A 22049-nucleotide genomic window follows, 5' to 3' on the forward strand; every position below is an offset into this window, starting at 1 on the left:
GGCGACGCCATGGCCCGCCCGGCCACGCCAGGTCAGCGGTTCACCGCGGTCCGGATGGCGGCCAGGGTTTCGTCGATCATCGGGGCGGAGACGTCCAGGTGCAGGCAGGCGCGGATGCGGCCGCCCAGCATGGAAAGCTGGATGCCCTGCAGGCGCAGGGCCTTGACCAGGGCCCCGGCCTCGATGCCGGCGCCGGACGGTTCGAAGAAGACCAAGTTGGTGTCCGGCTCCTCGACGACCATTCCGGGGATCTGCCGCAGCCCGCGCGACAGGGCCTTCGCATTGGCGTGATCCTCGGCCAGGCGATCGACGTTGTGGTCCAGCGCGTAGAGGCAGGCGCCGGCGCAGATGCCGGCCTGCCGCATGGCGCCGCCCAGCCGCTGCTTCCAGCGCCAGGCCGTGTCGATGAACTCCTGCGAGCCGGCCAGGACAGCGCCGAGCGGCGCGCCCAGACCCTTGGTGAAGTCGAGCCAGACCGAATCGAAGCCGGCGACCATCTCCGCCGCCGGGATGTCCGCGGCGACCACGGCATTCATCAGGCGCGCGCCATCCATATGGGTGGCCCAGCCCTGCTCGCGGGCAATGGCCACCACGGCATCCAGCTCCGCCTGCGGCCAGATCGCGCCGCCGCCAATATTGGCCGTCTGCTCGACCTCCAGAAGGCTCTGCGGCGGGGCATGGCGCGTGCGGGGGCGAATGGCGGCGCGGAGGGTTTCCGCGTCGAACATGCCTCTGGCGCCCTGCAGAGGGTGGATCTGCGCCCCGGCCAGGGCGGCATGGGTGCCGCCTTCGCTGCTCAGGATATGCGCTGTTTCATGGGCCAGGATCTCATCGCCGGGGCGGCAATGGGTCAGGATGGCGATGACGTTGCACATCGTCCCTGAAGGCAGGAAGACCGCGGCCTGCTTGCCGAGGAGCGCGGCCATCCTGTCGCAGAGGGCATGCACGGTGGGATCGTCGCCATGCTGCTCGTCACCCACCTCGGCGGCCATCATGGCCTCCTTCATGCCAGGGCTGGGCCGGGTCTGCGTGTCCGAATAGAGGTTGATGCGCACCGGCGGGGCGCCGGCCGGCGGGCGGGCGGGGACATGGACCATGGGTTGCCTTTCAGCTCAGCAATGCGGTTCGTCCGGCCGGCTGCAGGCCCGGGAACCATGGCGTCCGGCTTCGCGGGCGAGGAGGCGGGCAGGGCTCATGACAGTCGGAGACTGCCAGGGTGGTGCCCCGGCGTCAGCCCCCCGCCGGGGATTTCTCGCCCAGTGGCCCGGCGGCGGCGCGGTTCAGGCCGTCACGGCCATACAGCACCATGGCGCGCCGCTCGAAGGCCCGGACCATGAGACGCACGGCCTCATTGAAGACAACACCGATCACCGCCTGCAGCAGGGCGCTGCGGAACTCGAAGTCGACGAAGAAGTCGACTTCGGTCCCTGCCTCCACGGGCCTGAACTTCCAGGTGTTGTTCAGATATCGGAAGGGGCCGTTCTCGTACCGGACGCGGATCTCGCCGGGCCTCTCCAGTTCCACCCGGGAGCGAAAGGTCTCGCGGAACAGCTTGAAGCCGATGGTCAGGTCGGCCAGAAGCTCCGTCTCGGTCTGCGACACGACCCTCGCCCCGACGCACCACGGCAGGAATTCAGGGTAGCGCCGGACATCGGCGACGAGGTTGAACAACTGCTCGGGCGTATAGCGCAGGATGCGCTTCTCGGCATGGGTAGGCATCAGGCGGCGCTGGCCCGCAGCTTGGCATGGCGTGCGTCACGCAGGGCGGCGAAGTCGCGGTCGGCGTGATAGGAGGACCGGGTCAGGGGCGTGGCGGAGACCAGCAGGAAGCCCTTGCCGCGCGCCATCCGCGCATAGTCCTCGAATTCGGCCGGCTCGACGAAGCGGTCGACGGCGGCATGCTTGACCGTCGGCTGCAGGTACTGGCCGATGGTCAGGAAGTCGATCTCGGCGCTGCGCATGTCGTCCATCACCTGCAGCACCTCGAGCCGGGTCTCGCCCAGCCCGACCATGAGGCCGGACTTGGTGAAGATCCCGGCATCGAGATGCTTCACCCGGTCCAGCAGGCGCAGCGAATGATAGTAGCGCGCGCCGGGTCGGATGGTGGGATAGAGCTTGGGGACGGTTTCGAGATTATGGTTGAAGACATCGGGGCGCGCCGCCACGACAACCTCCAGCGCGCCATCCTTGCGCAGGAAGTCCGGGGTCAGGATCTCCACGGTGGTGTCCGGCGCGGCCAGGCGGATGGCGCCGATCACCGCGGCGAAATGCGCGGCGCCGCCATCGGGCAGATCGTCCCGGTCCACGCTGGTGATGACCACATGACGCAGGCCCAGCTGCGCCACCGCATCGGCGACACGGCGCGGCTCATCGGCGTCCAGATGCTTAGGCATGCCCGTGGTGATGTTGCAGAAGGAGCAGGCGCGGGTGCAGATCTCCCCCATGATCATCATGGTGGCATGGCGCTGCGACCAGCATTCCCCGATATTCGGGCAGGCCGCCTCCTCGCAGACCGTCACGAGCTTGTTCTCGCGCATCAGGTTGCGCGTCTCGTGATAGACGGGGTGCGTCGGCGCCTTGACGCGGATCCAGTCCGGCTTGCGCTTGATGGGATTGTCCGGCCGGTGCGCCTTCTCCGGATGCCGCAGAGGCTTTCCGACCGGCGCCGGGGCGCTTTCGGCATTGGAGACCGCGCCGCCGGCCCGGTGATCGATCAGGATGCGCGTAGCCATTCGGGAATCCCGGTTGTGTAACGACGGCCGCGGCCAAGCCGCCGCAACCGCCCTCTATAAAGCCAGGCCACGCCCCATTGCGAGGCGCTTCCGGCTGTCCTGCCCCTAGATGTGGATCACCCGGCCATAGGCATCAAGCACCGACTCATGCATGGCTTCCGAGACGGTGGGGTGGGGGAAGACCGTGTGCATCAGTTCCGCCTCGGTCGTCTCCAGGGTCCGGGCGATGGTGTAGCCCTGGATCATCTCGGTCACCTCGGGGCCGACCATATGCGCCCCGAGCAACGCCCCGGTCCTGGCGTCGAAGACCGTCTTGACGAAGCCCTCCGGCTCGCCGAGGGCGATGGCCTTGCCATTGCCGATGAAGGGGAAACGCCCGACCCGGACCTCGTGGCCGAGCTCCCTGGCCTTGGCCTCGGTCAGGCCGACCGAGGCAACCTGCGGGCGGCAGTAGGTGCAGCCGGGGATGTTGGAGATCTCCACGGGGTGCGGATGCTGTCCGGCGATGGCCTCGACGACGACGATGCCCTCATGGCTGGCCTTGTGCGCCAGCCACGGCGCCCCCGTGAGATCGCCGATGGCGTAGACGCCATCCTCGCCCGTGCGGCCGTATTCATCGGTGATGACGTGGGTCTTCTCGACCTTCACCTTGGTGCCTTCGAGGCCCAGATTCTCGACATTGCCGACGATGCCGACGGCCGAGATCAGGCGGTCGGCCTGGATCTCCGTGACCTTGTTGGCCGCCTCGATGACAGCGATCACCCCGTCGCCGGACTTGCGCACGCCCTGTACCCGGGCGCCGGTGATGACCTTCATGCCCTGCTTGGCGAAGGACTTCTGCACGAAGGTGGAGACCTCGGCGTCCTCGACCGGCAGGATCCGGTCCATCACCTCGATCAGCGTGACCTCCGCGCCCATGTTCAGGAAGAAGGAGGCGAACTCGCTGCCGATGGCGCCGGAGCCGATCACGATCAGCTTCTTCGGCATGATGTCCGGTTGCAGGGCCTCGCGGTAGGACCAGATCAGCCTGCCGTCGGGCTCGATGCCGGGGATGACGCGGGCGCGGGCGCCCGTGGCCAGGATGATGTGCTTCGCCTGGATCTCGGCCACGGCCTTGCCGTCCTTGCTGACCGCGAGCCTGCCGGGGCCGGCGAGCTTGCCGTGCCCGTCGAACACCGTGACCTTGTTCTTCTTCAGCAGTCCCTTGACACCGGAGGAGAGCTGCGAGGCCACCTGCCGCGACCGCTTCACCACCTTGGCGAAGTCGTAGCGGATATTGTCCGCCGCGAAGCCGTACTGATCCAGGCTGTGCAGCAGGTGGTTGATCTCGGAGGCGCGCAACAGAGCCTTGGTCGGGATGCAACCCCAGTTCAGGCAGATGCCGCCGAGATGCTCGCGTTCCACCAGCGCGACCTTCATCTTCAACTGCGCGGCGCGGATGGCGGCGACATAGCCGCCAGGGCCGCCGCCCACCACCACCAGGTCGAACTGCTCGGCCATGTCGTCCGGTTCCTTCGAGATCACTCAGCCTGCGAGGGCGCGCAGCGCCTCGCCGGAGAGCCGTTGATCGGTCCATTCATTGCGCGGGATCGCGCCGATCCGCCGGTAGAAGGCGAGGGCCGGCTCGTTCCAGTCGAGCACATTCCATTCCATCCAGGCATGCCCCGCCTCCAGCGCATGGCGGGCCGCGGCGCGGAAGAAGGCGAGGCCGATGCCATGCCGGCGGAACTCCGGCTCGACATAGACATCCTCGATCCAGAGGCCTGTCCTGCCGGCGAAGGTGCTGAAAGTCTCATACCAGAGGCAGATCCCGATGGCCTCGCCCTCGGCCTCCGCCAGCAGGCCCTGGATCCTGCGGGTCGCCAGCGCGCCATAATAGTCCTGCGCGCTGGCGGTCACCTCATGCTCCAGCTTCTCGTAAGCGGCCAGGGCCAGGATCAGGCGATGGACCGCCTCGGCGTCCCGGGGACGGAGGCCGCGCAGCGTGAAGCCGGAGGCTTCGCTCACAGCATCAGGCTCAGCGGGTCCTCGACCACCTTCTTGAAGGCGGCGATCCATTCCGCGGCCAGAGCGCCATCGACCACGCGATGATCGACGGAGAGGGTACAGGTCATCACCGTCGCGATGGTCAGGGCGCCGTCCTTCACCACCGGGCGCTGCTCACCCGCGCCGACCGCCAGGATGCCGGCCTGCGGCGGATTGATGATCGCGGCGAAGTCCTTCACCCCGTACATGCCCATGTTGGAGATGCTGAAGCCGCCGCCCTGGAACTCCTCCAGCTTGAGCTTGCCGGATTTGGCGCGGGCCGCCAGATCCTTCATCTCGGTGCTGATGGCCGCCAGGCCCTTCTGATCGGCCTTGCGGACGATCGGCGTGATCAGCCCGTCCGGGATCGAGACGGCGACCGAAATGTCCACATCCTGGTACTGGATGATGGCGTCATCGGTCCAGCTCGCATTGACATTCGGGAACTGCCGCAGCACGCGCGCCGCCGCCTTGATGATGAGGTCGTTCACCGAGAGCTTGAAGGCGCCGGGACCGTCCTTCGGCGCGCGCGCGTTCAGGTCGGCCCGCAGCTTCAACAGCGCATCCAGCTCGATGTCCATCGAGACGTAGAAATGCGGCACCGTCGCCTTGCTCTCCGCCAGGCGCTTGGCGATGACCTTGCGCATGGAGGAATTCGGCACGGCGGTGTGCGGGGCCGTGATGGCGGGTGCGGCGGCCGGAGCCTTGGCCGGGACAGGTGCCGGTGCCGGTGCCGGTGCCGCGGCGGGCTGCGCGGCGGCCGGGGCCGCCGCCGCCTTCCGGGGCTGGCCGGCGGCGGCCTCGACATCCGCCTTCACGATCCGCCCATTCGGGCCCGAACCCTGAATGCCCGCCAGATCGAGGCCGGCCTGCTGCGCCATGCGGCGGGCGAGGGGGGAGGCGAAGACGCGCTCGCCCTCCTTCCCGGCCGCCGCGGCCTTGTTCTCGGGTGCCCCGCTCTCCGGCGCCCTGTTCTCGGGCATCCTATTCTCCGGCACCTTGTTCTCGGGCGCCGTCGCTGCCTTGGGCTGCTGCTCACCGGGGCCCGAGGCAGGCTTGCTGTCCGGGCTGATTTCCTGCTTCGGCGCCGCCTTCGGTCCGGCGGCCGCGTCGGCGGGAACCTCCTCGCCATCCTCGACCATGATGCCGATCAGGGCGTTGACCTTCACGCCCTCGGTGCCATCGGGGACCAGGATCTTGCCGAGGATGCCCTCATCCACGGCCTCGAATTCCATCGTCGCCTTGTCGGTCTCGATCTCGGCCAGCACATCGCCGGACTTGACCGCCTCGCCTTCCTTCTTGAGCCAACGCGCCAGCGTCCCCTCGGTCATGGTCGGGGAGAGGGCGGGCATCAGGATGTTGGTGGCCATGGTCCCGCTTCCCCTTTACTTCCGGTAGGTGACTTGCTTGGCGGCCTCGACCACGTCCGCGATCGTCGGCAGGGCCAGCTTCTCCAGATTGGCGGCATAGGGCATCGGCACATCCTTGCCCGCCACGCGCACCGGCGGCGCATCCAGGTGGTCGAAGGCATGCTCGATGATCTGCATGGCCACCTCCGCACCGATACCGGCGAAGGGCCAGCCCTCCTCCACCGTCACCAGGCGATTGGTCTTCTTCACCGAGGCGACGATGGTGTCGGTGTCGAGCGGGCGCAGGCTGCGCAGGTTGATCACCTCGGCCTCGATACCGTCCGCCGCCAGCTTCTCCGCCGCCTGCATCGCCAGCCCGACCTCGATGGAGAAGGCGACGATGGTCACGTCCTTGCCAGTGCGCTCGATCTTCGCCTTGCCGATGGGCAGAACGAAGTCCTCGTCCACCGGGCATTCGAAACTCTGGCCGTAGAGGATCTCGTTCTCGAGGAAGATCACCGGATTGGGGTCGCGGATGGCGGCGCGCAACAGGCCCTTGGCATCGGCGGCCGACCAGGGCGCCAGCACCTTCAGGCCGGGGACATGCGCATACCAGGAGGCATAGCACTGCGAGTGCTGCGCCGCGACGCGGGCGGCCGCGCCATTGGGTCCGCGGAAGACGATCGGGCAGCCGAGCTGGCCGCCGGACATGTAGAGCGTCTTGGCGGCGCTGTTGATGATCTGGTCGATGGCCTGCATCGAGAAGTTGAAGGTCATGAACTCGACGATCGGCTTCAGCCCCGTCATGCCCGCGCCGACCGCCATGCCGGTGAAACCGTGCTCGGTGATCGGCATGTCCACGACGCGCTTCGGGCCGAACTCGTCCAGCAACCCTTGGGAGACCTTGTAGGCTCCCTGGTACTGCGCGACCTCCTCGCCGATCAGGAAGACCTTGTCGTCGGCGCGCATCTCGGCCGCCATGGCGTCGCGCAGCGCCTCGCGCACCGTGATGCTCCTGGTCTCGCCCCAGTCCTTCTCGGGCTCGACGGCGGGCGCCTTGGGTTGCGCCGGCACGCCTTCGCGCTCCTCCGCGCCCCGGGCGGCGATGGCGGCGTTGTTTTCCGCCACCTTCGCGACCTCGGCGGTTTCGCCGCCGGCCTGGGTCGCGTTCGACACCGGCTCCTGCGGGCCGGATGCGGCCTTCTGCCCGTCACCGCCATCGATCTCGGCGATGGGCGAATTGACCGCGACATTCTCGGTCCCCTCGGGCACCAGGATCTTGGTCAGCTCACCCTCATCAACCGCCTCGACCTCCATGGTGGCCTTGTCGGTCTCGATCTCGGCGATCACGTCACCGGCGGCGACGGTATCGCCTTCCTTCTTGAGCCAGCGCGCCAGCTTCCCCTCGGTCATCGTCGGGGAAAGGGCGGGCATCAGAATCGTGGCACCCATGGATCAGCGGGCCTCCAGCAGGATGTCAGTCCAGAGCTCGCTCTCGTCGGGCTCCGGCGAGGTCTGGGCGAACTCGGCGGCATCGGCGACGATACGTTTCACCTCATCGTCCACCTTCTTCAGTTCCGCCTCGTCCAGACCGCTATCCAGGAGCCGCTTGCGCACCGTCTCGATGCAGTCATGCTGCTCCCGCATCTTCTGCACCTCCTCCCGCGTGCGGTACTTCGCGGGGTCGGACATCGAGTGGCCGCGATAGCGATAGGTCTGCATCTCCAGGATGTACGGACCCTTCCCCTCGCGGCAATGCGCCACGGCCCGCTCGCCGGCCTGCTTCACCGCCACGACGTCCATGCCGTCCACCTGCTCACCGGGGATACCCCAGGGCGCGCCGTCCTTCGAACGGTTCTTGGAAGCCGAGGCGCGGTCGGCGCTGGTGCCCATGCCGTACTTGTTGTTCTCGATGATGAAGACGACGGGCAGCTTGAAGAGCGCCGCGAGATTATAGCTCTCGAAAACCTGGCCCTGGTTGGCCGCGCCGTCGCCGTAATAGGTCAGGCTGACATTGCCGTTGTCGCGGTACATGTTGGCGAAGGCCAGTCCGACGCCGAGCGAGACCTGGGCGCCGACAATGCCGTGCCCGCCGTAGAATCCCTTTTCCCGGCTGAACATGTGCATGGAGCCGCCCTTGCCGCGCGAATAGCCGCCGCTGCGCCCCGTCAGCTCCGCCATCACGCCGCGCGCTTCCATGCCGGTGGCCAGCATGTGTCCATGGTCGCGATAGGAGGTGATGACCTGATCACCGGGCTGCAGGCAGATCTGCATACCCACAACCACCGCCTCCTGGCCGATGTAGAGGTGGCAGAAGCCGCCGATCAGACCCATGCCGTAGAGCTGCCCGGCCTTCTCCTCGAAGCGGCGGATCAACAACATGTCCTGGTAGGCCTGAAGCAGCTGCTCCTGTGCCAATGAGGCCTCGGATGCCGGCGGAGCCCTCCTGCCGCGACGCTTGCTGGTGCCCGCTTCGGCGCTTTGGACCATCCGGCTGCTCCATCTTGTCGGCCGCCGCTCGGAATTGATCGCGGCGTCATCGTCGAGATACGTGTCCCGCGCCGGTCCTGCAAGTTCCTCGCTCACGCTAAGTCACTGATGCTGCATTGCAATATAAAGATTAACCGAAATCAAGCTTATTCCGAATTCGAATCGAGCGCGCGCGCCTGCGGGGTCACGGATCGTTGATGGCGGGACGGCTCATCCCGTCCAGCCAGCCCTCATTCATTACCTCCTCAACCGGTGGGTTCCTCCCCGGCGTCGCGGCCCGCGACGACGCGGCCACAGCACGGATTGCCCCCGATCCAGTAGCAGAGCTCTGCCGGCCGGCCGATTCGGTAGAAGGCGAGGTCGGCGCGCAACCCGGCGCGGAGGCGTCCGCGGTCCCGCAACCCCAGCGCCGCCGCGGCCTGTCGCGTCACGCCAAGGAGCGCCTCGTTGACGGTGAGCCGGAACAGGGTGCAGGCCAGGTTGAGCATCAGGATCAGGGACCGGGCAGGGGAGGAGCCCGGATTCATGTCCGTGGCGATCGCCATGCGCAGTCCCGCCTCCCGCATGGCCGCGATATCCGGATGGCGGGTCTCGCGGATGAAGTAGGTCGCGCCCGGCAGCAGAACCGCGACGGTCCCGGCCGCCGCCATCGCCCGGAAGCCGTCGGCGCCGGTGTACTCCAGGTGATCGGCCGACAGCGCGGAGTGGCGCGCCGCCAGCGTGGCGCCGCCAAGATCCGAAAGCTGATCCGCGTGCAGCTTCACGGGCAGGCCGGCGGCACGGGCGGCGTCAAAGATCCGTCCGGTCTGGGCCGGAGAGAAGGCGATGCGCTCGCAGAAGGCATCCACGGCATCGGCGAGGCCGAGCCGCGCCGCCTCCGGAATGATCTCCCGCGCCACGAACTCCGTGTAGCCCTCGGCGCCACCCGGAAAATCGGGCGGCACGGCATGGGCGGCGAGGAGGGAGGTGCGCACGCTCAGCGGCCATTCGGCGCCGAGCCGGCGCGCCACCCGCAGCATCCGGAGTTCGGTGTCCCTGTCCAGCCCGTAGCCAGACTTGATCTCCACCGTGGTGACGCCTTCGGCCATCAGGCCGCGCAGCCGGGGGCGGGCCGAGGCGAGGAGATCCTCCTCGCTCGACCCGCGTGTTGCGCGCACGCTGGAGAAGATGCCGCCGCCGGCGCGGGCGATCTCCTCATAGGTCGCGCCTTCGAGGCGCTGCTCGAACTCGGCGGCCCGGTCGCCGCCGAACACCAGATGGGTGTGGCAGTCGATCAGCCCCGGCAGGATCCAGGCGCCGTTGCAGTCGACACTGTGCTGTGCCGGTCCCGGCAGGTCACGGCGGTGTCCCAGCCAGGCGATCATCCCATCCCGCACCGCCAGGGCGCCGTCGGTGACGATGCCCAGCGGGGCCTCCGGCGGGCCATCCATGGTGGCCAGGCTGGCATTGAGCCAGACGCGATCGAACATGTCAGACGGTCCCCGCCAGGGTGGAGAAGGCTCCGGCCTCGACCAGGGCCTTCACCGCGACGATGTCGGGCGCCATGTGACGGTCCTCATCCCAGGCCGCGGCGACGGCGCGGACCTCTGCCAGCACGGCCTCGAGCGCCGCGGAGGTGGCGGCGGGGCGGTGGAAGCCGACGCCCTGCGCCGCCGCCAGCAGTTCGATGGCCAGGATGGCGGCGGTGTTGTCTGCCATCTCCGCCAGCCTGAGCCCGGCGCCGGTGGCCATGCTGACATGATCCTCCTGATTGGCGCTGGTCGGCAGGCTGTCGATGCTCCGTGGTGTCGACAGGGCCTTGTTCTCGCTGGCCAGGGCCGCCGCCGTCACCTGGGCGATCATGAAGCCGGAATTCAGCCCGCCCTCCCGCACCAGGAAGGCTGGCAGGCCGGAGAGGGCGGGGTCGATCAGCAGGGCGATGCGGCGCTCGGACAGGGCGCCGATCTCGGCCAGGGCCAGGGCGATGGTATCCGCCGCGAAGGCCACCGGTTCGGCATGGAAGTTGCCGCCCGAGAGCACCTCGCCCTCCGGCGTCACCAACGGATTGTCCGTCACCGCATTGGCCTCGCGCTCCAGCACGCCGCCGGCCTGATCGAGAAGATCGAGGCAGGCGCCCATGACCTGCGGCTGGCAGCGCAGGCAGTAAGGATCCTGCACCCGGGGGTCGTCGCGCCGGTGGCTCTCGCGGATGGCGCTGCCGGCCAGCAGGCGGCGCAGCGTGGCGGCGACGCGGATCTGTCCCGGCTGGCCCCGCAGCGCGTGAATGCGCGGATCGAAGGGCGTGTCGGAGCCGCGCGCGGCATCGACGCTCAGAGCGCCGGCCACGAGCCCGCTGCCCAGCAGCGCCTGCGCCCTGAAGAGGCCCACCAGCGCCAGGGCCGTGGAGACCTGGGTGCCGTTGAGCAGCGCCAGGCCCTCCTTGGGTCCGAGTTGCAGGGGCTCCAGCCCCGCGTGACGGAGCGCCGCGGCCCCCGGCAGGCGCGCCTCTCCCAGCATGGCCTCGCCCTCGCCGATCAGCACCAGGGAGAGATGGGCGAGCGGCGCCAGATCGCCGGAGGCGCCGACCGAGCCCTTCGAGGGAATGACCGGCAGGATCCCGGCATTCAGCAGGCCCAGCAGGTGGGAGATGACGACGGGCCGCACGGCCGAGGCGCCGCGCGCGAGCGACAGGGCCTTGAGCGCCAGGATCAGCCGCACCACGGGCGCCGGCAGGGGAGAGCCGATGCCGGCCGCGTGGCTGCGCAGCAGATTGCCCTGCAGCCTGACCAGCTCGGCGGGGGGAATGCGGGTGCTGGCCATCTTCCCGAAGCCGGTGTTGACGCCATAGAGCGCCTCGCCTTCCGCGATGCGCTCGGCCAGGGCGGCGACCGAGGTCTCCACCGCCGCCTCCCAGCCGGCCGGGAGCGCGAGGGGCTCGCCCGCCATGATGGCGCGCAACGCGGGAAGGGTGATCCCGCCGGGCGTGACGATCATCGGCGGGCCTCCGGGCCGATGCCGAGCATCGGCAGATCGAGGCCCTGCTCCCGAGCGCAGTCGAGCGCGATGTCATAGCCGGCATCGGCATGCCGCATCACCCCCGTGGCCGGGTCGTTCCACAGCACGCGCCGCAGGCGCCGGGCCGCATCCTCCGTGCCATCGGCCACGATCACCATGCCGGCATGCTGCGAATACCCCATGCCGACGCCGCCGCCGTGATGCAGCGAGACCCAGGTGGCGCCGGAGGCGGTGTTGAGCAGGGCGTTCAGCAGCGGCCAGTCCGAGACCGCGTCGGACCCGTCGCGCATGGCTTCCGTCTCGCGGTTGGGCGAGGCCACCGAGCCGGAATCGAGATGGTCGCGGCCGATCACGATCGGCGCCGCGAGTTCACCCCGGGCCACCATCTCGTTGAAGGCGAGGCCGAGCCGGTGCCGCTGCCCGAGGCCGACCCAGCAGATCCGGGCCGGAAGTCCCTGGAACCGGATCCGCTCGCGCGCCATGTCGAGCCAACGGTGCAGATGGGGGTCGTCCGGGATCAGCTCCCGCACCTTGTCGTCGGTCCGGCGGATATCCTCCGGGTCGCCGGAGAGGGCGGCCCAGCGGAACGGGCCGATGCCCCGGCAGAAGAGCGGCCGGATATAGGCCGGCACGAAGCCGGGGAAGCCGAAGGCATTCTCCAGCCCCTCGTCCCGCGCCATCTGCCGGATGTTGTTGCCGTAGTCGAGCACGGCGCTGCCCATGGCCTTGAAGTCCAGCATCGCCTGGACATGCCCGACCATGCTCCGCCGCGCGGCGGCCGCCACGGCCCTGGGATCGGTCTGCCGCTTCTCCTCCCATTCGGCGAGCGTCCAGCCAGCGGGAAGATAGCCGTTGGACGGGTCGTGCGCGCTGGTCTGGTCGGTGACGATATCCGGCGTCACGCCACGGCGGACCAGTTCGGGAAAGACCTCGGCCGCATTGCCCAGGAGGCCGATGCTGAGCGGCGCCCGCGCCGCCGAGGCGGCGCGGATCATGGCCAGGGCCTCATCCAGGCTCTCCGCGCGCCGGTCCAGATAGCCGGTCTCCAGCCGCTTCTCGATGCGCGAGGGCTGGCATTCGACGGCCAGGACGGAGGCGCCGGCGAAGACGCCGGCCAGGGGCTGCGCGCCCCCCATGCCGCCCAGCCCGGCCGTCAGGATCCAGCGTCCCGCCAGGTCGCCGCCGAAATGCTGGCGCCCGGCCTCCACGAAGGTCTCGTAGGTGCCCTGCACGATGCCCTGCGAGCCGATGTAGATCCATGACCCCGCCGTCATCTGGCCGTACATCATCAGCCCGGCACGATCGAGTTCGTTGAACGTGTCCCAGTTGGCCCAGCGCGGCACCAGGTTGGAATTGGCGATCAGCACCCGCGGCGCATCGGCATGCGTCTCGAAGACGCCAACCGGCTTGCCGGACTGCACCAGCAGGGTCTGGTTGTCCTTCAGGCGCTTCAGCACGGCCAGGATGGTTTCGTAGCTGCGCCAGTCCCGCGCGGCGCGCCCGATGCCGCCATAGACCACCAGCTCTCCCGGGCGCTCGGCGACCTCGTCGTCCAGGTTGTTCATCAGCATCCGCATGGCCGCCTCGGTGGTCCATTGCCGGGCGTGCAGGGTGCTGCCTCGCGGAGCGCGGATGGCCGAGGCGTTGCGGAGACGGGTTTGCGACATGAGGCCGATCCCTGGGAAAGGGGGGGGTGAAGGGGGGGGTGAGGGGGGGGGGTCAGTCCAGCGCGCCGCCGAGGCGGTAGCGCGAGCCGGGATGGGTGAGCCATGCGCGCGTGGCGACCAGCCCCCAGGACCAGGTCCGGCGGTGGATCAGCAGGCAGGGCTCGTCGGCGGGGATGCCCAGCGCGGCGGCGGCTTCCGCCTCCGGCCGGATCGCCTCCACCACATGTTCGATCCGTTCGGGCGGCGCGCAGGAGGTCAGGTAGCCATAGGGGGTGACACGGGTGAAATCCTGCTCCAGGAAGCGCGGCGCGATGACCGGATTGACGTAGCGGTCCTCGAACTGGACCGGCAGGCCATTCTCCAGGTGAGTCAGCCTGCAGCGGAACAGCTCGGCCCCGTCCGGCAGGCCGAAGCTCCGCGTCAGCTCCGCGCCGGGCCGGCAGCGGTCCAGCGCCAGCACCCGGACGGAATGCGTGCCGCCGCGCTCCCGCATCTCCTCCGCGATGTCGCGCAGCTCCAGCAGGCTGGACTGCGGCTTGCTCGGCGCCACGAAGGTGCCGACGCCCTGCACACGCACCAGGAGCCCGGCATCCGCCAGCTCCCGCAGGGCCCGGTTGATGGTGACGCGGGAGACCCCGGTCAGCTTCACCAGCTCGTTCTCCGACGGCACGCGATCCTCGGCGGCCCATTCGCCACTGGCCACGCGGGACAGGATGAAGGCCTTGATCTGCTGGTAGCGCGGTGTCGTGGGGCTAGGCGTTGGTGGAGGAGATATCGTCACGGACATGCGGGCAGATTGGTTGTCTTGACAAGTTTCGTCAACCTGAAAGACGATGCGCCCGTCCCATGGAGAAAGGTCCGGCATGCCCCGCTATTTCGCCCCGCAGGCACTGCTTCCCGAAGGCTGGGCGCATGACGTGCTGATCGAGGTGTCGGCCGCGGGCGGCATAGCCTCGGTCACGACCGATGCCGTGCCGGAGGGGGCGGACAGGCTTCCGGGCCTTGTCCTGCCCGGCCTGGCCAATCTGCATTCGCATGCCTTCCAGCGCGCCATGGCGGGGCATGCCGAGCGCCGCTCCCCGCCGGAGGCGCGTGACAGCGAGGGTGGGGCGGACTCCTTCTGGACGTGGCGCCAGACCATGTATCGCTTCGTCAGCCGCTTCACGCCGGAGGACGCGGAGGCCGTGGCGGCGCAACTCTATGCCGAATGCCTGGAATGGGGATTCACCAGCGTCGCCGAGTTCCACTACCTGCATCACCAGGCGGACGGCACATCCTATGCGCAACCTGCGGAGATGGCGTTGCGGCACCATGCCGCCGCCCGCGCCACCGGCATCGGCATCACCCTGCTGCCGAGCCTGTACCGGCATGGCGGCATCTTCGGCCAACCGCCGGTTCCGGCCCAGGCGCGCTTCCTCAATGACCTGGATGGCTTCTGGCGCATCGTCGAGGGCATCCGGGGCGCCATCGCCGGCGATCCACAGGCCGGGATCGGTCTGGCCCCCCATTCCCTGCGGGCGGTGACGCCGGCCATGCTCGCCGAGATCGCCCGGCATGACGGACCGATTCACATCCATGCCGCCGAACAGCCGCGCGAGGTGGCCGAATGCCTGGCCGCCACCGGCGCGCGGCCCGTGCAATGGTTGCTTGATCACCTTCCGGTGGATGCCCGCTGGTGCCTGATCCACTGCACGCACATGACCGAGGCGGAGTCGGCCGGCCTGGCCCGCAGCGGCGCCGTGGCCGGCCTCTGCCCCAGCACCGAGGCCTCACTGGGCGACGGCATCTTCGATCTGCCCGCCTTCCGCGCCGCGGGCGGGCGATACGGCTTCGGGACGGACAGCCATGTCGGCACCTCCCCCCGCGACGAGATGCGCCAGCTGGAAACCAGCCAGCGCCTGGCGCGGCGGCAGCGCTCCGTGGCCACGGACGAGGCCAACCCGCATCCCGGCCGCGTGCTGCTGGACGCGGCCCTCGCCGGCGGCGCTCAGGCCAGCGGGCGCCCGATCCGCGGCATCGCAACCGGCCAGCGCTGCGACCTGATTGTGCTCGACCCGGATCACCCCGCTCTCTGCGGCCGGCAGGGAGACGAACTGCTCGACGCCTGGGTGTTCAGCGGGCAGGGCAATCCGGTGCGTCAGGTCATCGCCGGGGGCCGGGAGGTGGTGCGCCAGGGCCGGCACGTCGATGCGGAGCGCATTCTTGCCCGCTTCCGCCAGGCCATGGCGAGGCTGGCGGCATGATCGAGGTCTGCGTCGTCCGCCGATTCGGAAGCCAGCGTCAGCCGGCGGCGGACACCGCCTCGGCGGCCCGCATCAGGCGGAGGAAGTTCCCGGACCAGAGCAGGCCGATCGCGTCCCGGTCATAGCCCCGGCGCAACAGCTCGGCCGTCAGGTTGGGGCTGTCCGCAGCGCTCATCCAGCCGTCCACGCCGCCGCCGCCATCGAAGTCCGAGGACAGGCCGACATGGGCGATGCCCATGCGCTGCACGGCATAATCCACGTGATCGACGATGTCCTTGACGCTCGCCCGGGCCCTGCCATCGGCATCCGGGCCCCGCAGGAAGCCCGGGACCGCCGTGATCTGCATCAGCCCGTGCGCGGCGCGCAGGGCATCCATCTGCTCGTCATCCAGATTGCGCGGATGGTCGCGCAGGGCGCGGCAGCAGGTATGCGTGGCCACCACGGGGGCCCGGGACAGGCTGACGGCCTGCAGCATCGTGCTCTTCGCCGCATGGGACACATCGACGAGCAGCCCCAGGGCGTTCATCTCGGCGATCGCCGCGCGGCCCAGCGTTGAAAGGCCCCCGTGCAGGACCGGCCCGTCCCCCAGGTCGGGCCGGGGGATCGCGGCATCAGCCAGGGCGTTGTGGCCATTGTGGGTGATCGTCACGTAGCAGGCGCCGAGTCCGCGCCACAACGCCAGCCGCGACAGATCCTCCCCCATGCCGTAGCCGTTCTCGACCGCCAGCAGGATGCCGGTGCCGCCGGAGCGCAACGCCTCCAGCTCGGCGGCGCGACCGACGATTCGCCGCTCCTGCCCGCCGGCCGTCGCCCGGATGGCGCGCAGCATGGCCTCGCAACGCCGGCTGGCCGCCGCATGCCCCTCCGGCGTGCGCGGCCCCTGGGGCAGATAGGCGGCGAAGACCACGGCCTTCAGGCCGCCCGCCGCCATCCTCGCGAAGTCCACGCACCGCTGGGTCGGACCTCTCGGGTCGGGCGGGTCCGGCCAGGGGATGTCCACATGGGTGTCCAGCGTGAGCGTCGCGGCATGGATGGCGGCGGAAGGCGGAGGAGGTTGCATATCGCGTCCGGACGACCTGGCAGGGCGGAAAGCCTCGCCGGTGGGGGGCAAGGCGTCAACCTGCGGCGGCGCCCTCCAGCGCGGCCGTCACCTGCTCCAGCATGTCGGGCAGCGCCGCCGGATCCAGCCAGCGGAACACGCCCACCAGCCCGTGCCGCGGATCGATCCAGATGTAGTTGCCGCCGGCTCCCTGCGCCAGGAAGCTCTCGCGGCTGGCGCCCGGGTAGCGGCCATTGCCGTTGAGCCACCAGAGCAGGCCATAGTCCGGATTGAGGCGGCATGGCGTGGTGCAGGCCCGGACCCATCCCTCCGGCAGGATGCGCTGGCCGTCCCAGAGGCCATCATTCAGCATCAGCTGCCCGATCCGGGCCTGATCCTCGGCATGGGTGAAGACGCCGCCACCCCAATGGCCGCCGCCGGACACCGACTGGATGAGGCGTCCCTCGATCTCGACGTCGCTGGTGCGGTAACCCTCCCACCGCATGCTGCCACTGCCGCCGATGGGCTTCAGGATCCGCTCGGCGAAGACCTCGGGCAGGGGCGCGCGGAAGCGGTGCAGCAGGGCCAGGGACAGCGCATTGACGCGCACGTCGTTGTATTCCCAGTAGCTGCCCGGCGCCTCCAGCGGCCGGTCCAGCCCCTTCTCGGCCTTGCCCTCCCGCTTCAGGTCGCGGCCCCGGTCGATCCGGTCCGCCTTGCCGAACAACGTGCCTTCCCATTCGCTGGTCTGCTCCAGCAGCATGCGCCAGGTGATGCGGCCGTTGTGATCACCCTCGAAAGCCGCATCCCGGACAGTGTCCCGGACAGGCGCGTCGAGATCGGCGATGAGGCCGTCGCCCCAGGCCAGGCCCGCCAGCAGGGCCAGGTAGCTCTTGGCCACGCTGAAGGTCATGTCGACCTGCTGTGTGTCCCCCCACCGGGCCACCGGGCGGCCGTGCAGCAGCAGCAGGCCGTTGGGCGCGCCGCGGGGCGCCGTATTGCCCAGGACCTCATTGTCCGGGGGAGGCTCGAAATAGCCGCTTCGCAGATGCGCGAGCAGGTCGCGGGGGAACGGTGTCTCCCGCGACTGGGCGAAGGCAACGGCGCCGGCGAGCCGGGCGGGATCGAAATTCGACGCGGGCGCCGGGGCGCCGGCAAAGGGCAAAGCTTCCATGACGCCCAGCCTGAACGCGACAGCGAGTCCCGGCAAGCGGAGGCATGGACGGCCGGCGGGGCCGACCCCATCTGCAGGATCCGGTCAATGGAGGGTTTCGGGATGGAAGGTGGCGAGACGGCGATCCTGGGCGGAGGCTGCTTCTGGTGTCTGGACGCGGCCTACCGTGATCTGCAGGGCGTGAAGGAGGTTGTGTCGGGCTATGCGGGCGGCCATGCGGAGCATCCGACCTATGAGCAGGTCTGCGGCAAGCAGACCGGCCACGCGGAGGTGGTGAAGGTCACCTTCGACCCGTCCGAGATCTCCTATGCGGATGTTCTGCGCATCTTCTTCACCCTGCACGACCCCACGACAAAGGATCGCCAGGGCGCGGATATCGGGCCGCAATACCGCAGCATCATCCTGACCCTCTCCCCCGAACAGGAGAGGACGGCGCGGGAGGTGATGGCGGAGGTCACGCGCGAGGAGCTCTGGCCCGCGCCCCTCGTGACGGAGATCGCGGCCGCCGGCCGCTTCTGGCCGGCCGAGGCGGAACACCAGGACTATTTCCGGAACAATCCGTGGTCCGGCTACTGCCGGGCCGTGATCGCTCCGAAGGTTGCCAAGTTCCGGAAGCGCTTCGCGCAGCGCCTCAGGCCGCAGGCCGCCTAGGCCAAGCCTGGTCCGTAAATCCGGGAAAGGGGGCAATAAAGCGGACGGCGCCCTTGGCCTCTCGGCCGGGCGCCGTCAACGCGGGGGTTCCTTTGCGGAACCATTCCTCCCCAAACTCGGCCTGCAGAGCAACTCCGAGGCGCCCTGTTTAGCAGGTCTTGTATAAGACACAAGTCTAATCCTTCAGACGCCTTGATTGCCGTCGCGGGATAGGGAACACCCTCGCTGTCCTTCCGCGCCGCACAAAGGTTTCATCCATCCATGGCCACCGACATCTCCGCTGCGAATGCCAGGCTGGATGCTCGGCCTCTCTACAGGCAGGTCGAGGAGATCCTGCTGGGGCGGATCGTGGGCGGCATCTGGCCGCCCGGTCATCTTCTGCCCTCGGAGCCGGAGCTGGCGACGGAGCTGGGCGTATCCCAGGGAACGGTGCGCAAGGCGCTGACCTCGCTCGAGCAGCGCAATCTTATCAACAGGCGGCAGGGGCGTGGTACGACGGTCGCCCGGCACACGGGCGAGACGGCGCGCCGGCACTTCTTCCGGGTGCGGGACCTGAGTGGGCGCGCGGTCGTCTCCAGGATCATCGTGGTCTCGTGCGACGAGGGGGCGGCGGAGCCCTGGGAGGCCCAGGCGTTGGCGATCGAGGCCGGGGCCCCCGTCCATCACCTGCGGCGGATTCGCCTGCTCGATGGCAGCCCGCGCATCTTCGAGCGCTGCACCCTCTCGGCCGCGATGCTGCCGGATTTCAGGCTTCCACCCGGCGAGCTGGCCTCGGAGCTGTATGTCCACTTCCAGCGCGCCCATGGCGTGACCATCGCGGCGGCCGAGGAGGAACTTTCGGCGGGCGCGGCGGATGAGGAGACGGCCCAGGCCATTGGCAAGCCCGCCGGAACGCCGCTGCTGATGGTGCAGAGAATCGCCTATGACGTCGCGCATCGCCCGGTCGAGGTGCGGCTCTCAATGATCGACACGGAGCGCCATCGCTACGCGGTCCGGCTGGAATAGCGGCGCCCGGGACGCCGCCGCTCCCCCAAAAGCTTGCGCGGGTGGGGGGAGGGTGGTAATGGCCGCGCCTTCCTGATTTACCGCTGACTACGACAGCACGACGAGAGAGAGGCCCGGCGCCATGGCCGTTCCGAAGAAGAAGGTTTCGCCCTCCCGCCGCGGCATGCGCCGCAGCCATGAGGCGCTGGTGGGTGCCGCCCATCACGAGTGCCCGAACTGCGGCGAGCTGAAGCGCCCGCACCATATCTGCGCCTCCTGCGGCCACTATGACGGCCGCGAGGTCGTCGAGGCCGGCAAGGCCCTGAAGGCCGCGGTCCGCGTCTGATTTCCTGAGCGTCGAGCGAGAAAACAACACCTTGTCGCAGGCGACCATGCCGCAGGGCGAAGCCTCTCAGGTCCGTCCTGCGGAAGTCTTTTCCCTCGCCATCGACGCCATGGGCGGTGACCACGCACCCGAGGCGGTGCTGGACGGCCTGGAGCTTGCCGCGGAGCGGCATCCCCAGGCCCGTTTTCTCCTGGTGGGCGATGAGACCCGGCTGACGCCTCTGCTGGCGCGCCGCCCCAAGGCGGCGCGACTCTGCTCGATCCGCCATGCCGCGGACGCCATTCCCGGGGATATGAAGCCGACCGCCGCGCTTCGCGTCCGCCACTCCTCGATGCGAATCGCCATCGACGCCGTCGCCGGCGGCGAGGCCGCGGGTGTGGTCTCGGCCGGCAATACGGGCGCGTTGATGGCGCTCGGCAAGATCGTCGTGAAGACGCTCCCGGAGATCGAGCGTCCCGCCCTGGCGGCCATCGGCCCTTCCGCCCGCGGCGATGTCGTGCTGCTCGACCTGGGCGCGAACGTCACCTGCGATGCGCGCAATCTGGTCGAGTTCGCGGTGATGGGCGATGCCTTCGCCAGGGCCGTCCTGGGGCTGTCGAAGCCCAGCATCGGGCTGCTGAATGTCGGCAGCGAGGAGCTGAAGGGCGACGACCGGGTTCGGCAGGCCGCCGACATTCTCCGGGAAAGCCCGTTGGCTTCCAGTTTCCATGGCTTCGTCGAAGGGCATGACATCACGGCGGGAACCGTGGACGTCATCGTCACCGACGGCTTCACGGGGAATATAGCCCTGAAGACCGGGGAAGGGGCCTTCAAGCTGGTCGGCTCCCTGCTGAAGCAGGTCTTCACCTCCTCCCTCTCGGCCAAGCTCGGCTATCTCCTGGCCCGTCGCGCGCTCGACCGGCTTCGGGAATGGATGGACCCCAGGCGCTACAATGGCGCGGTCCTGGTCGGCCTGAACGGCGTGGTGGTGAAGAGCCACGGTGGCACCGATGCCATCGGCTTCGCCCATGCCGTCGATGTCGCCATGGACATGGTGACACATGGCTTCAACCAGCGGATTCGCGAGGGCCTCTCCGCCCTGCCGCCGCGAACCAAGACGGCCGTGGCCGACGCCCATCTTCCCGGTCGGTGACCGTGGCTTCAGGATCGATCCCCATGACTCCTCGCAGCCTGATTCTCGGTACCGGCGGCTACCTGCCCGAGACGGTGCTGGACAACGAGGCTCTGGCCGCGCGCTACGGGCTGGACACGTCGGATGCCTGGATCCGGGAACGGACTGGCATCCGCCAGCGCCATCTGGCGGCGCCGGGGGAATCCGCCAGCGACATGGGCGCGGCGGCGGCCCGGGCGGCCCTGGAGCAGGCCGGGCTCGATGTCGGGGCGGTGGATGCGATCATCGTCGCGACCGCGACACCGGACGCCGCCTTTCCCTCCACGGCAGCCCGGCTTCAGGCCAAGCTCGGCATCAGCCGGGGCTTCGCTTTCGATGTCTCCGCGGCCTGTGCGGGCTTCGTCTATGCCTTGTCGATCGCGGATTCCATGCTGCGGACCGGGCAGGCGCGCTGCGCCCTTGTCATCGGGGCCGAAGTCTTTTCCCGGCTTATGGACTGGAAGGACCGGGGGACCTGCGTCCTCTTCGGCGATGGCGCCGGCGCGGTGGTGCTCCAGGCCACCGAGACGCCGGGGGATCGGGGGCTCCTCTCCTGCCATCTGCACGCGGATGGCCGGCATGGCGACATTCTGTATGTGGAGCAGGAGGTCGGGCTCCTGCGCATGACGGGGCGCGAGGTGTTCCGGCACGCCGTGAGCAAGCTGGCCGCCGCGGTCGACGAGGCCCTGGCGGCGAACGGCCTGGACAAGTCCGAGGTCTCCTGGCTCGTGCCGCACCAGGCCAATGCCCGCATCATCGACGCGATGGGGCGCAAGCTGGGACTGCCGCCGGAGCGCGTGGTCATGACGGTGGACCGCCATGCCAATACCTCGGCGGCCTCGATTCCTCTGGCTCTGGCGGAGGCGACGCGGGACGGGCGTGTGCAGCGCGGCGATCTGATCCTGATGGAGGCGATCGGCGGAGGTCTGACCTGGGGCGCCGCGCTGGCTCGGTTCTGATCTGTCGGAATATCGAGAGAAAACGGTTTTTTGATACTGCTTTCCTGCCGCAAGGACCTATAGCCTGGATGGCGAACCCGGTGCCTGGGTCCGGTTCCGAAGAAAGGCCTTGCCGCCGCTGTTTCAGGGAGTGCCGGTAAAAGGTGCGATGGCCGAAAGGCTTGACGCCGAATGCGGCAATTCCGAAGTTCCGTAAAAAATTCATATGCCTACGCCTTGGTGGTCGGGCTGGCTTTTCGGTATTAC

At 69.0% G+C, this 22049-nt stretch carries 20 protein-coding genes; 6 read left to right on the forward strand and 14 right to left on the reverse strand.

Annotated features, from left to right (window positions below):
* Positions 1-32: 32 nt before the first annotated feature.
* From D9598_RS17150 to hutC, 12 genes are all read right to left on the reverse strand, one after another.
* A complete protein-coding gene (locus D9598_RS17150; RefSeq protein ID WP_198367768.1) occupies positions 33-1097 on the reverse strand; it encodes a low specificity L-threonine aldolase in 1065 nt (354 codons plus the stop codon).
* Positions 1098-1230: 133 nt separating this feature from the next.
* A complete protein-coding gene (locus tag D9598_RS17155) occupies positions 1231-1719 on the reverse strand; it encodes a type II toxin-antitoxin system RatA family toxin (protein WP_198367769.1) in 489 nt (162 codons plus the stop codon).
* Positions 1719-2732 (reverse strand): lipoyl synthase, encoded by a 1014-nt coding sequence (gene lipA, locus D9598_RS17160; protein ID WP_232477379.1) that lies wholly within the window; start codon positions 2730-2732, stop codon positions 1719-1721. The genes D9598_RS17155 and lipA overlap by 1 nt, the downstream gene beginning before the upstream one ends.
* Positions 2733-2837: 105 nt before the next feature.
* Positions 2838-4232 carry a dihydrolipoyl dehydrogenase gene (gene lpdA / locus D9598_RS17165; protein ID WP_198367829.1) on the reverse strand — a complete coding sequence of 465 codons (1395 nt, stop codon included), beginning with the start codon at positions 4230-4232 and terminating at the stop codon, positions 2838-2840.
* A 24-nt stretch (positions 4233-4256) separates the two neighbouring features.
* Positions 4257-4739, reverse strand: a complete 483-nt coding sequence (locus D9598_RS17170) for an N-acetyltransferase family protein (RefSeq protein WP_370592068.1) — start codon at positions 4737-4739, stop codon at positions 4257-4259.
* The gene (locus D9598_RS17175) at positions 4736-6127 is read right to left on the reverse strand and encodes a pyruvate dehydrogenase complex dihydrolipoamide acetyltransferase (protein ID WP_198367771.1); all 1392 of its coding nucleotides are present in this window, start codon (positions 6125-6127) and stop codon (positions 4736-4738) included. The genes D9598_RS17170 and D9598_RS17175 overlap by 4 nt, the downstream gene beginning before the upstream one ends.
* Positions 6128-6142: 15 nt before the next feature.
* Positions 6143-7558, reverse strand: a complete 1416-nt coding sequence (locus tag D9598_RS17180) for a pyruvate dehydrogenase complex E1 component subunit beta (protein ID WP_198367772.1) — start codon at positions 7556-7558, stop codon at positions 6143-6145.
* Between the two features lie 3 nt (positions 7559-7561).
* Positions 7562-8596, reverse strand: a complete 1035-nt coding sequence (gene pdhA / locus D9598_RS17185; protein WP_255528788.1) for a pyruvate dehydrogenase (acetyl-transferring) E1 component subunit alpha — start codon at positions 8594-8596, stop codon at positions 7562-7564.
* 245 nt (positions 8597-8841) lie between these two features.
* Positions 8842-10065 carry an imidazolonepropionase gene (gene hutI / locus D9598_RS17190; RefSeq protein ID WP_198367774.1) on the reverse strand — a complete coding sequence of 408 codons (1224 nt, stop codon included), beginning with the start codon at positions 10063-10065 and terminating at the stop codon, positions 8842-8844.
* A gap of 1 nt (position 10066) precedes the next feature.
* Positions 10067-11569, reverse strand: a complete 1503-nt coding sequence (gene hutH / locus D9598_RS17195; RefSeq protein ID WP_198367775.1) for a histidine ammonia-lyase — start codon at positions 11567-11569, stop codon at positions 10067-10069.
* A complete protein-coding gene (gene hutU / locus D9598_RS17200) occupies positions 11566-13257 on the reverse strand; it encodes a urocanate hydratase (RefSeq protein WP_198367776.1) in 1692 nt (563 codons plus the stop codon). Before hutU ends, hutH begins: the two co-directional genes overlap by 4 nt.
* Before the next feature lie 52 nt (positions 13258-13309).
* Complete coding sequence (gene hutC, locus D9598_RS17205; protein WP_198367777.1) at positions 13310-14044, reverse strand: histidine utilization repressor; 735 nt, start codon at positions 14042-14044, stop codon at positions 13310-13312.
* Between the two features lie 76 nt (positions 14045-14120).
* On the opposite strand from hutC, the gene D9598_RS17210 reads away from it, so the two are divergent.
* Positions 14121-15500 carry a formimidoylglutamate deiminase gene (locus tag D9598_RS17210; RefSeq protein ID WP_198367778.1) on the forward strand — a complete coding sequence of 460 codons (1380 nt, stop codon included), beginning with the start codon at positions 14121-14123 and terminating at the stop codon, positions 15498-15500.
* Between the two features lie 37 nt (positions 15501-15537).
* Here the strand turns inward: D9598_RS17210 and D9598_RS17215 are convergent, their stop codons facing one another.
* Complete coding sequence (locus D9598_RS17215; RefSeq protein WP_198367779.1) at positions 15538-16560, reverse strand: dipeptidase; 1023 nt, start codon at positions 16558-16560, stop codon at positions 15538-15540.
* A gap of 55 nt (positions 16561-16615) precedes the next feature.
* The gene (locus tag D9598_RS17220) at positions 16616-17713 is read right to left on the reverse strand and encodes a serine hydrolase (RefSeq protein ID WP_198367780.1); all 1098 of its coding nucleotides are present in this window, start codon (positions 17711-17713) and stop codon (positions 16616-16618) included.
* An 87-nt stretch (positions 17714-17800) separates the two neighbouring features.
* Between D9598_RS17220 and msrA the strand changes: the two genes are divergently transcribed.
* The 5 genes from msrA (at position 17801) to D9598_RS17245 (ending at position 21803) form a co-directional block, all read left to right on the forward strand.
* Positions 17801-18364: a peptide-methionine (S)-S-oxide reductase MsrA gene (gene msrA / locus D9598_RS17225; protein ID WP_232477382.1), complete on the forward strand. Its 564-nt coding sequence runs from the start codon at positions 17801-17803 to the stop codon at positions 18362-18364.
* Positions 18365-18625: 261 nt separating this feature from the next.
* A complete protein-coding gene (locus tag D9598_RS17230; RefSeq protein WP_198367781.1) occupies positions 18626-19369 on the forward strand; it encodes a GntR family transcriptional regulator in 744 nt (247 codons plus the stop codon).
* Positions 19370-19490: 121 nt separating this feature from the next.
* Entirely contained in the window at positions 19491-19694 is a 204-nt protein-coding gene (gene rpmF, locus D9598_RS17235) for a 50S ribosomal protein L32 (RefSeq protein ID WP_198367782.1), read from the forward strand.
* Between the two features lie 109 nt (positions 19695-19803).
* Complete coding sequence (gene plsX, locus D9598_RS17240) at positions 19804-20826, forward strand: phosphate acyltransferase PlsX (protein ID WP_370592072.1); 1023 nt, start codon at positions 19804-19806, stop codon at positions 20824-20826.
* A 23-nt stretch (positions 20827-20849) separates the two neighbouring features.
* Entirely contained in the window at positions 20850-21803 is a 954-nt protein-coding gene (locus D9598_RS17245; protein ID WP_198367783.1) for a beta-ketoacyl-ACP synthase III, read from the forward strand.
* Positions 21804-22049: the final 246 nt, after the last annotated feature.

The sequence above is a fragment of the Roseomonas sp. KE0001 genome (genome assembly GCF_016107285.1).
Lineage (GTDB): Bacteria > Pseudomonadota > Alphaproteobacteria > Acetobacterales > Acetobacteraceae > Pseudoroseomonas.

What these genes read in the sequence shown, in the direction of transcription:
- D9598_RS17150 (WP_198367768.1), bottom strand. Translation starts at nt 1,097, where the DNA reads ATGGTCCATGTCCCCGCCCGCCCGCCGGCCGGCGCCCCGCCGGTGCGC.
- D9598_RS17155 (WP_198367769.1), bottom strand. Translation starts at nt 1,719, where the DNA reads ATGCCTACCCATGCCGAGAAGCGCATCCTGCGCTATACGCCCGAGCAG.
- lipA (WP_232477379.1), bottom strand. Translation starts at nt 2,732, where the DNA reads ATGGCTACGCGCATCCTGATCGATCACCGGGCCGGCGGCGCGGTCTCC.
- lpdA (WP_198367829.1), bottom strand. Translation starts at nt 4,232, where the DNA reads ATGGCCGAGCAGTTCGACCTGGTGGTGGTGGGCGGCGGCCCTGGCGGC.
- D9598_RS17175 (WP_198367771.1), bottom strand. Translation starts at nt 6,127, where the DNA reads ATGGCCACCAACATCCTGATGCCCGCCCTCTCCCCGACCATGACCGAG.
- D9598_RS17180 (WP_198367772.1), bottom strand. Translation starts at nt 7,558, where the DNA reads ATGGGTGCCACGATTCTGATGCCCGCCCTTTCCCCGACGATGACCGAG.
- pdhA (WP_255528788.1), bottom strand. Translation starts at nt 8,596, where the DNA reads ATGGTCCAAAGCGCCGAAGCGGGCACCAGCAAGCGTCGCGGCAGGAGG.
- hutI (WP_198367774.1), bottom strand. Translation starts at nt 10,065, where the DNA reads ATGTTCGATCGCGTCTGGCTCAATGCCAGCCTGGCCACCATGGATGGC.
- hutH (WP_198367775.1), bottom strand. Translation starts at nt 11,569, where the DNA reads ATGATCGTCACGCCCGGCGGGATCACCCTTCCCGCGTTGCGCGCCATC.
- hutU (WP_198367776.1), bottom strand. Translation starts at nt 13,257, where the DNA reads ATGTCGCAAACCCGTCTCCGCAACGCCTCGGCCATCCGCGCTCCGCGA.
- hutC (WP_198367777.1), bottom strand. Translation starts at nt 14,044, where the DNA reads ATGTCCGTGACGATATCTCCTCCACCAACGCCTAGCCCCACGACACCG.
- D9598_RS17210 (WP_198367778.1), top strand. Translation starts at nt 14,121, where the DNA reads ATGCCCCGCTATTTCGCCCCGCAGGCACTGCTTCCCGAAGGCTGGGCG.
- D9598_RS17215 (WP_198367779.1), bottom strand. Translation starts at nt 16,560, where the DNA reads ATGCAACCTCCTCCGCCTTCCGCCGCCATCCATGCCGCGACGCTCACG.
- D9598_RS17220 (WP_198367780.1), bottom strand. Translation starts at nt 17,713, where the DNA reads ATGGAAGCTTTGCCCTTTGCCGGCGCCCCGGCGCCCGCGTCGAATTTC.
- msrA (WP_232477382.1), top strand. Translation starts at nt 17,801, where the DNA reads ATGGAGGGTTTCGGGATGGAAGGTGGCGAGACGGCGATCCTGGGCGGA.
- D9598_RS17230 (WP_198367781.1), top strand. Translation starts at nt 18,626, where the DNA reads ATGGCCACCGACATCTCCGCTGCGAATGCCAGGCTGGATGCTCGGCCT.
- rpmF (WP_198367782.1), top strand. Translation starts at nt 19,491, where the DNA reads ATGGCCGTTCCGAAGAAGAAGGTTTCGCCCTCCCGCCGCGGCATGCGC.
- plsX (WP_370592072.1), top strand. Translation starts at nt 19,804, where the DNA reads ATGGGCGGTGACCACGCACCCGAGGCGGTGCTGGACGGCCTGGAGCTT.
- D9598_RS17245 (WP_198367783.1), top strand. Translation starts at nt 20,850, where the DNA reads ATGACTCCTCGCAGCCTGATTCTCGGTACCGGCGGCTACCTGCCCGAG.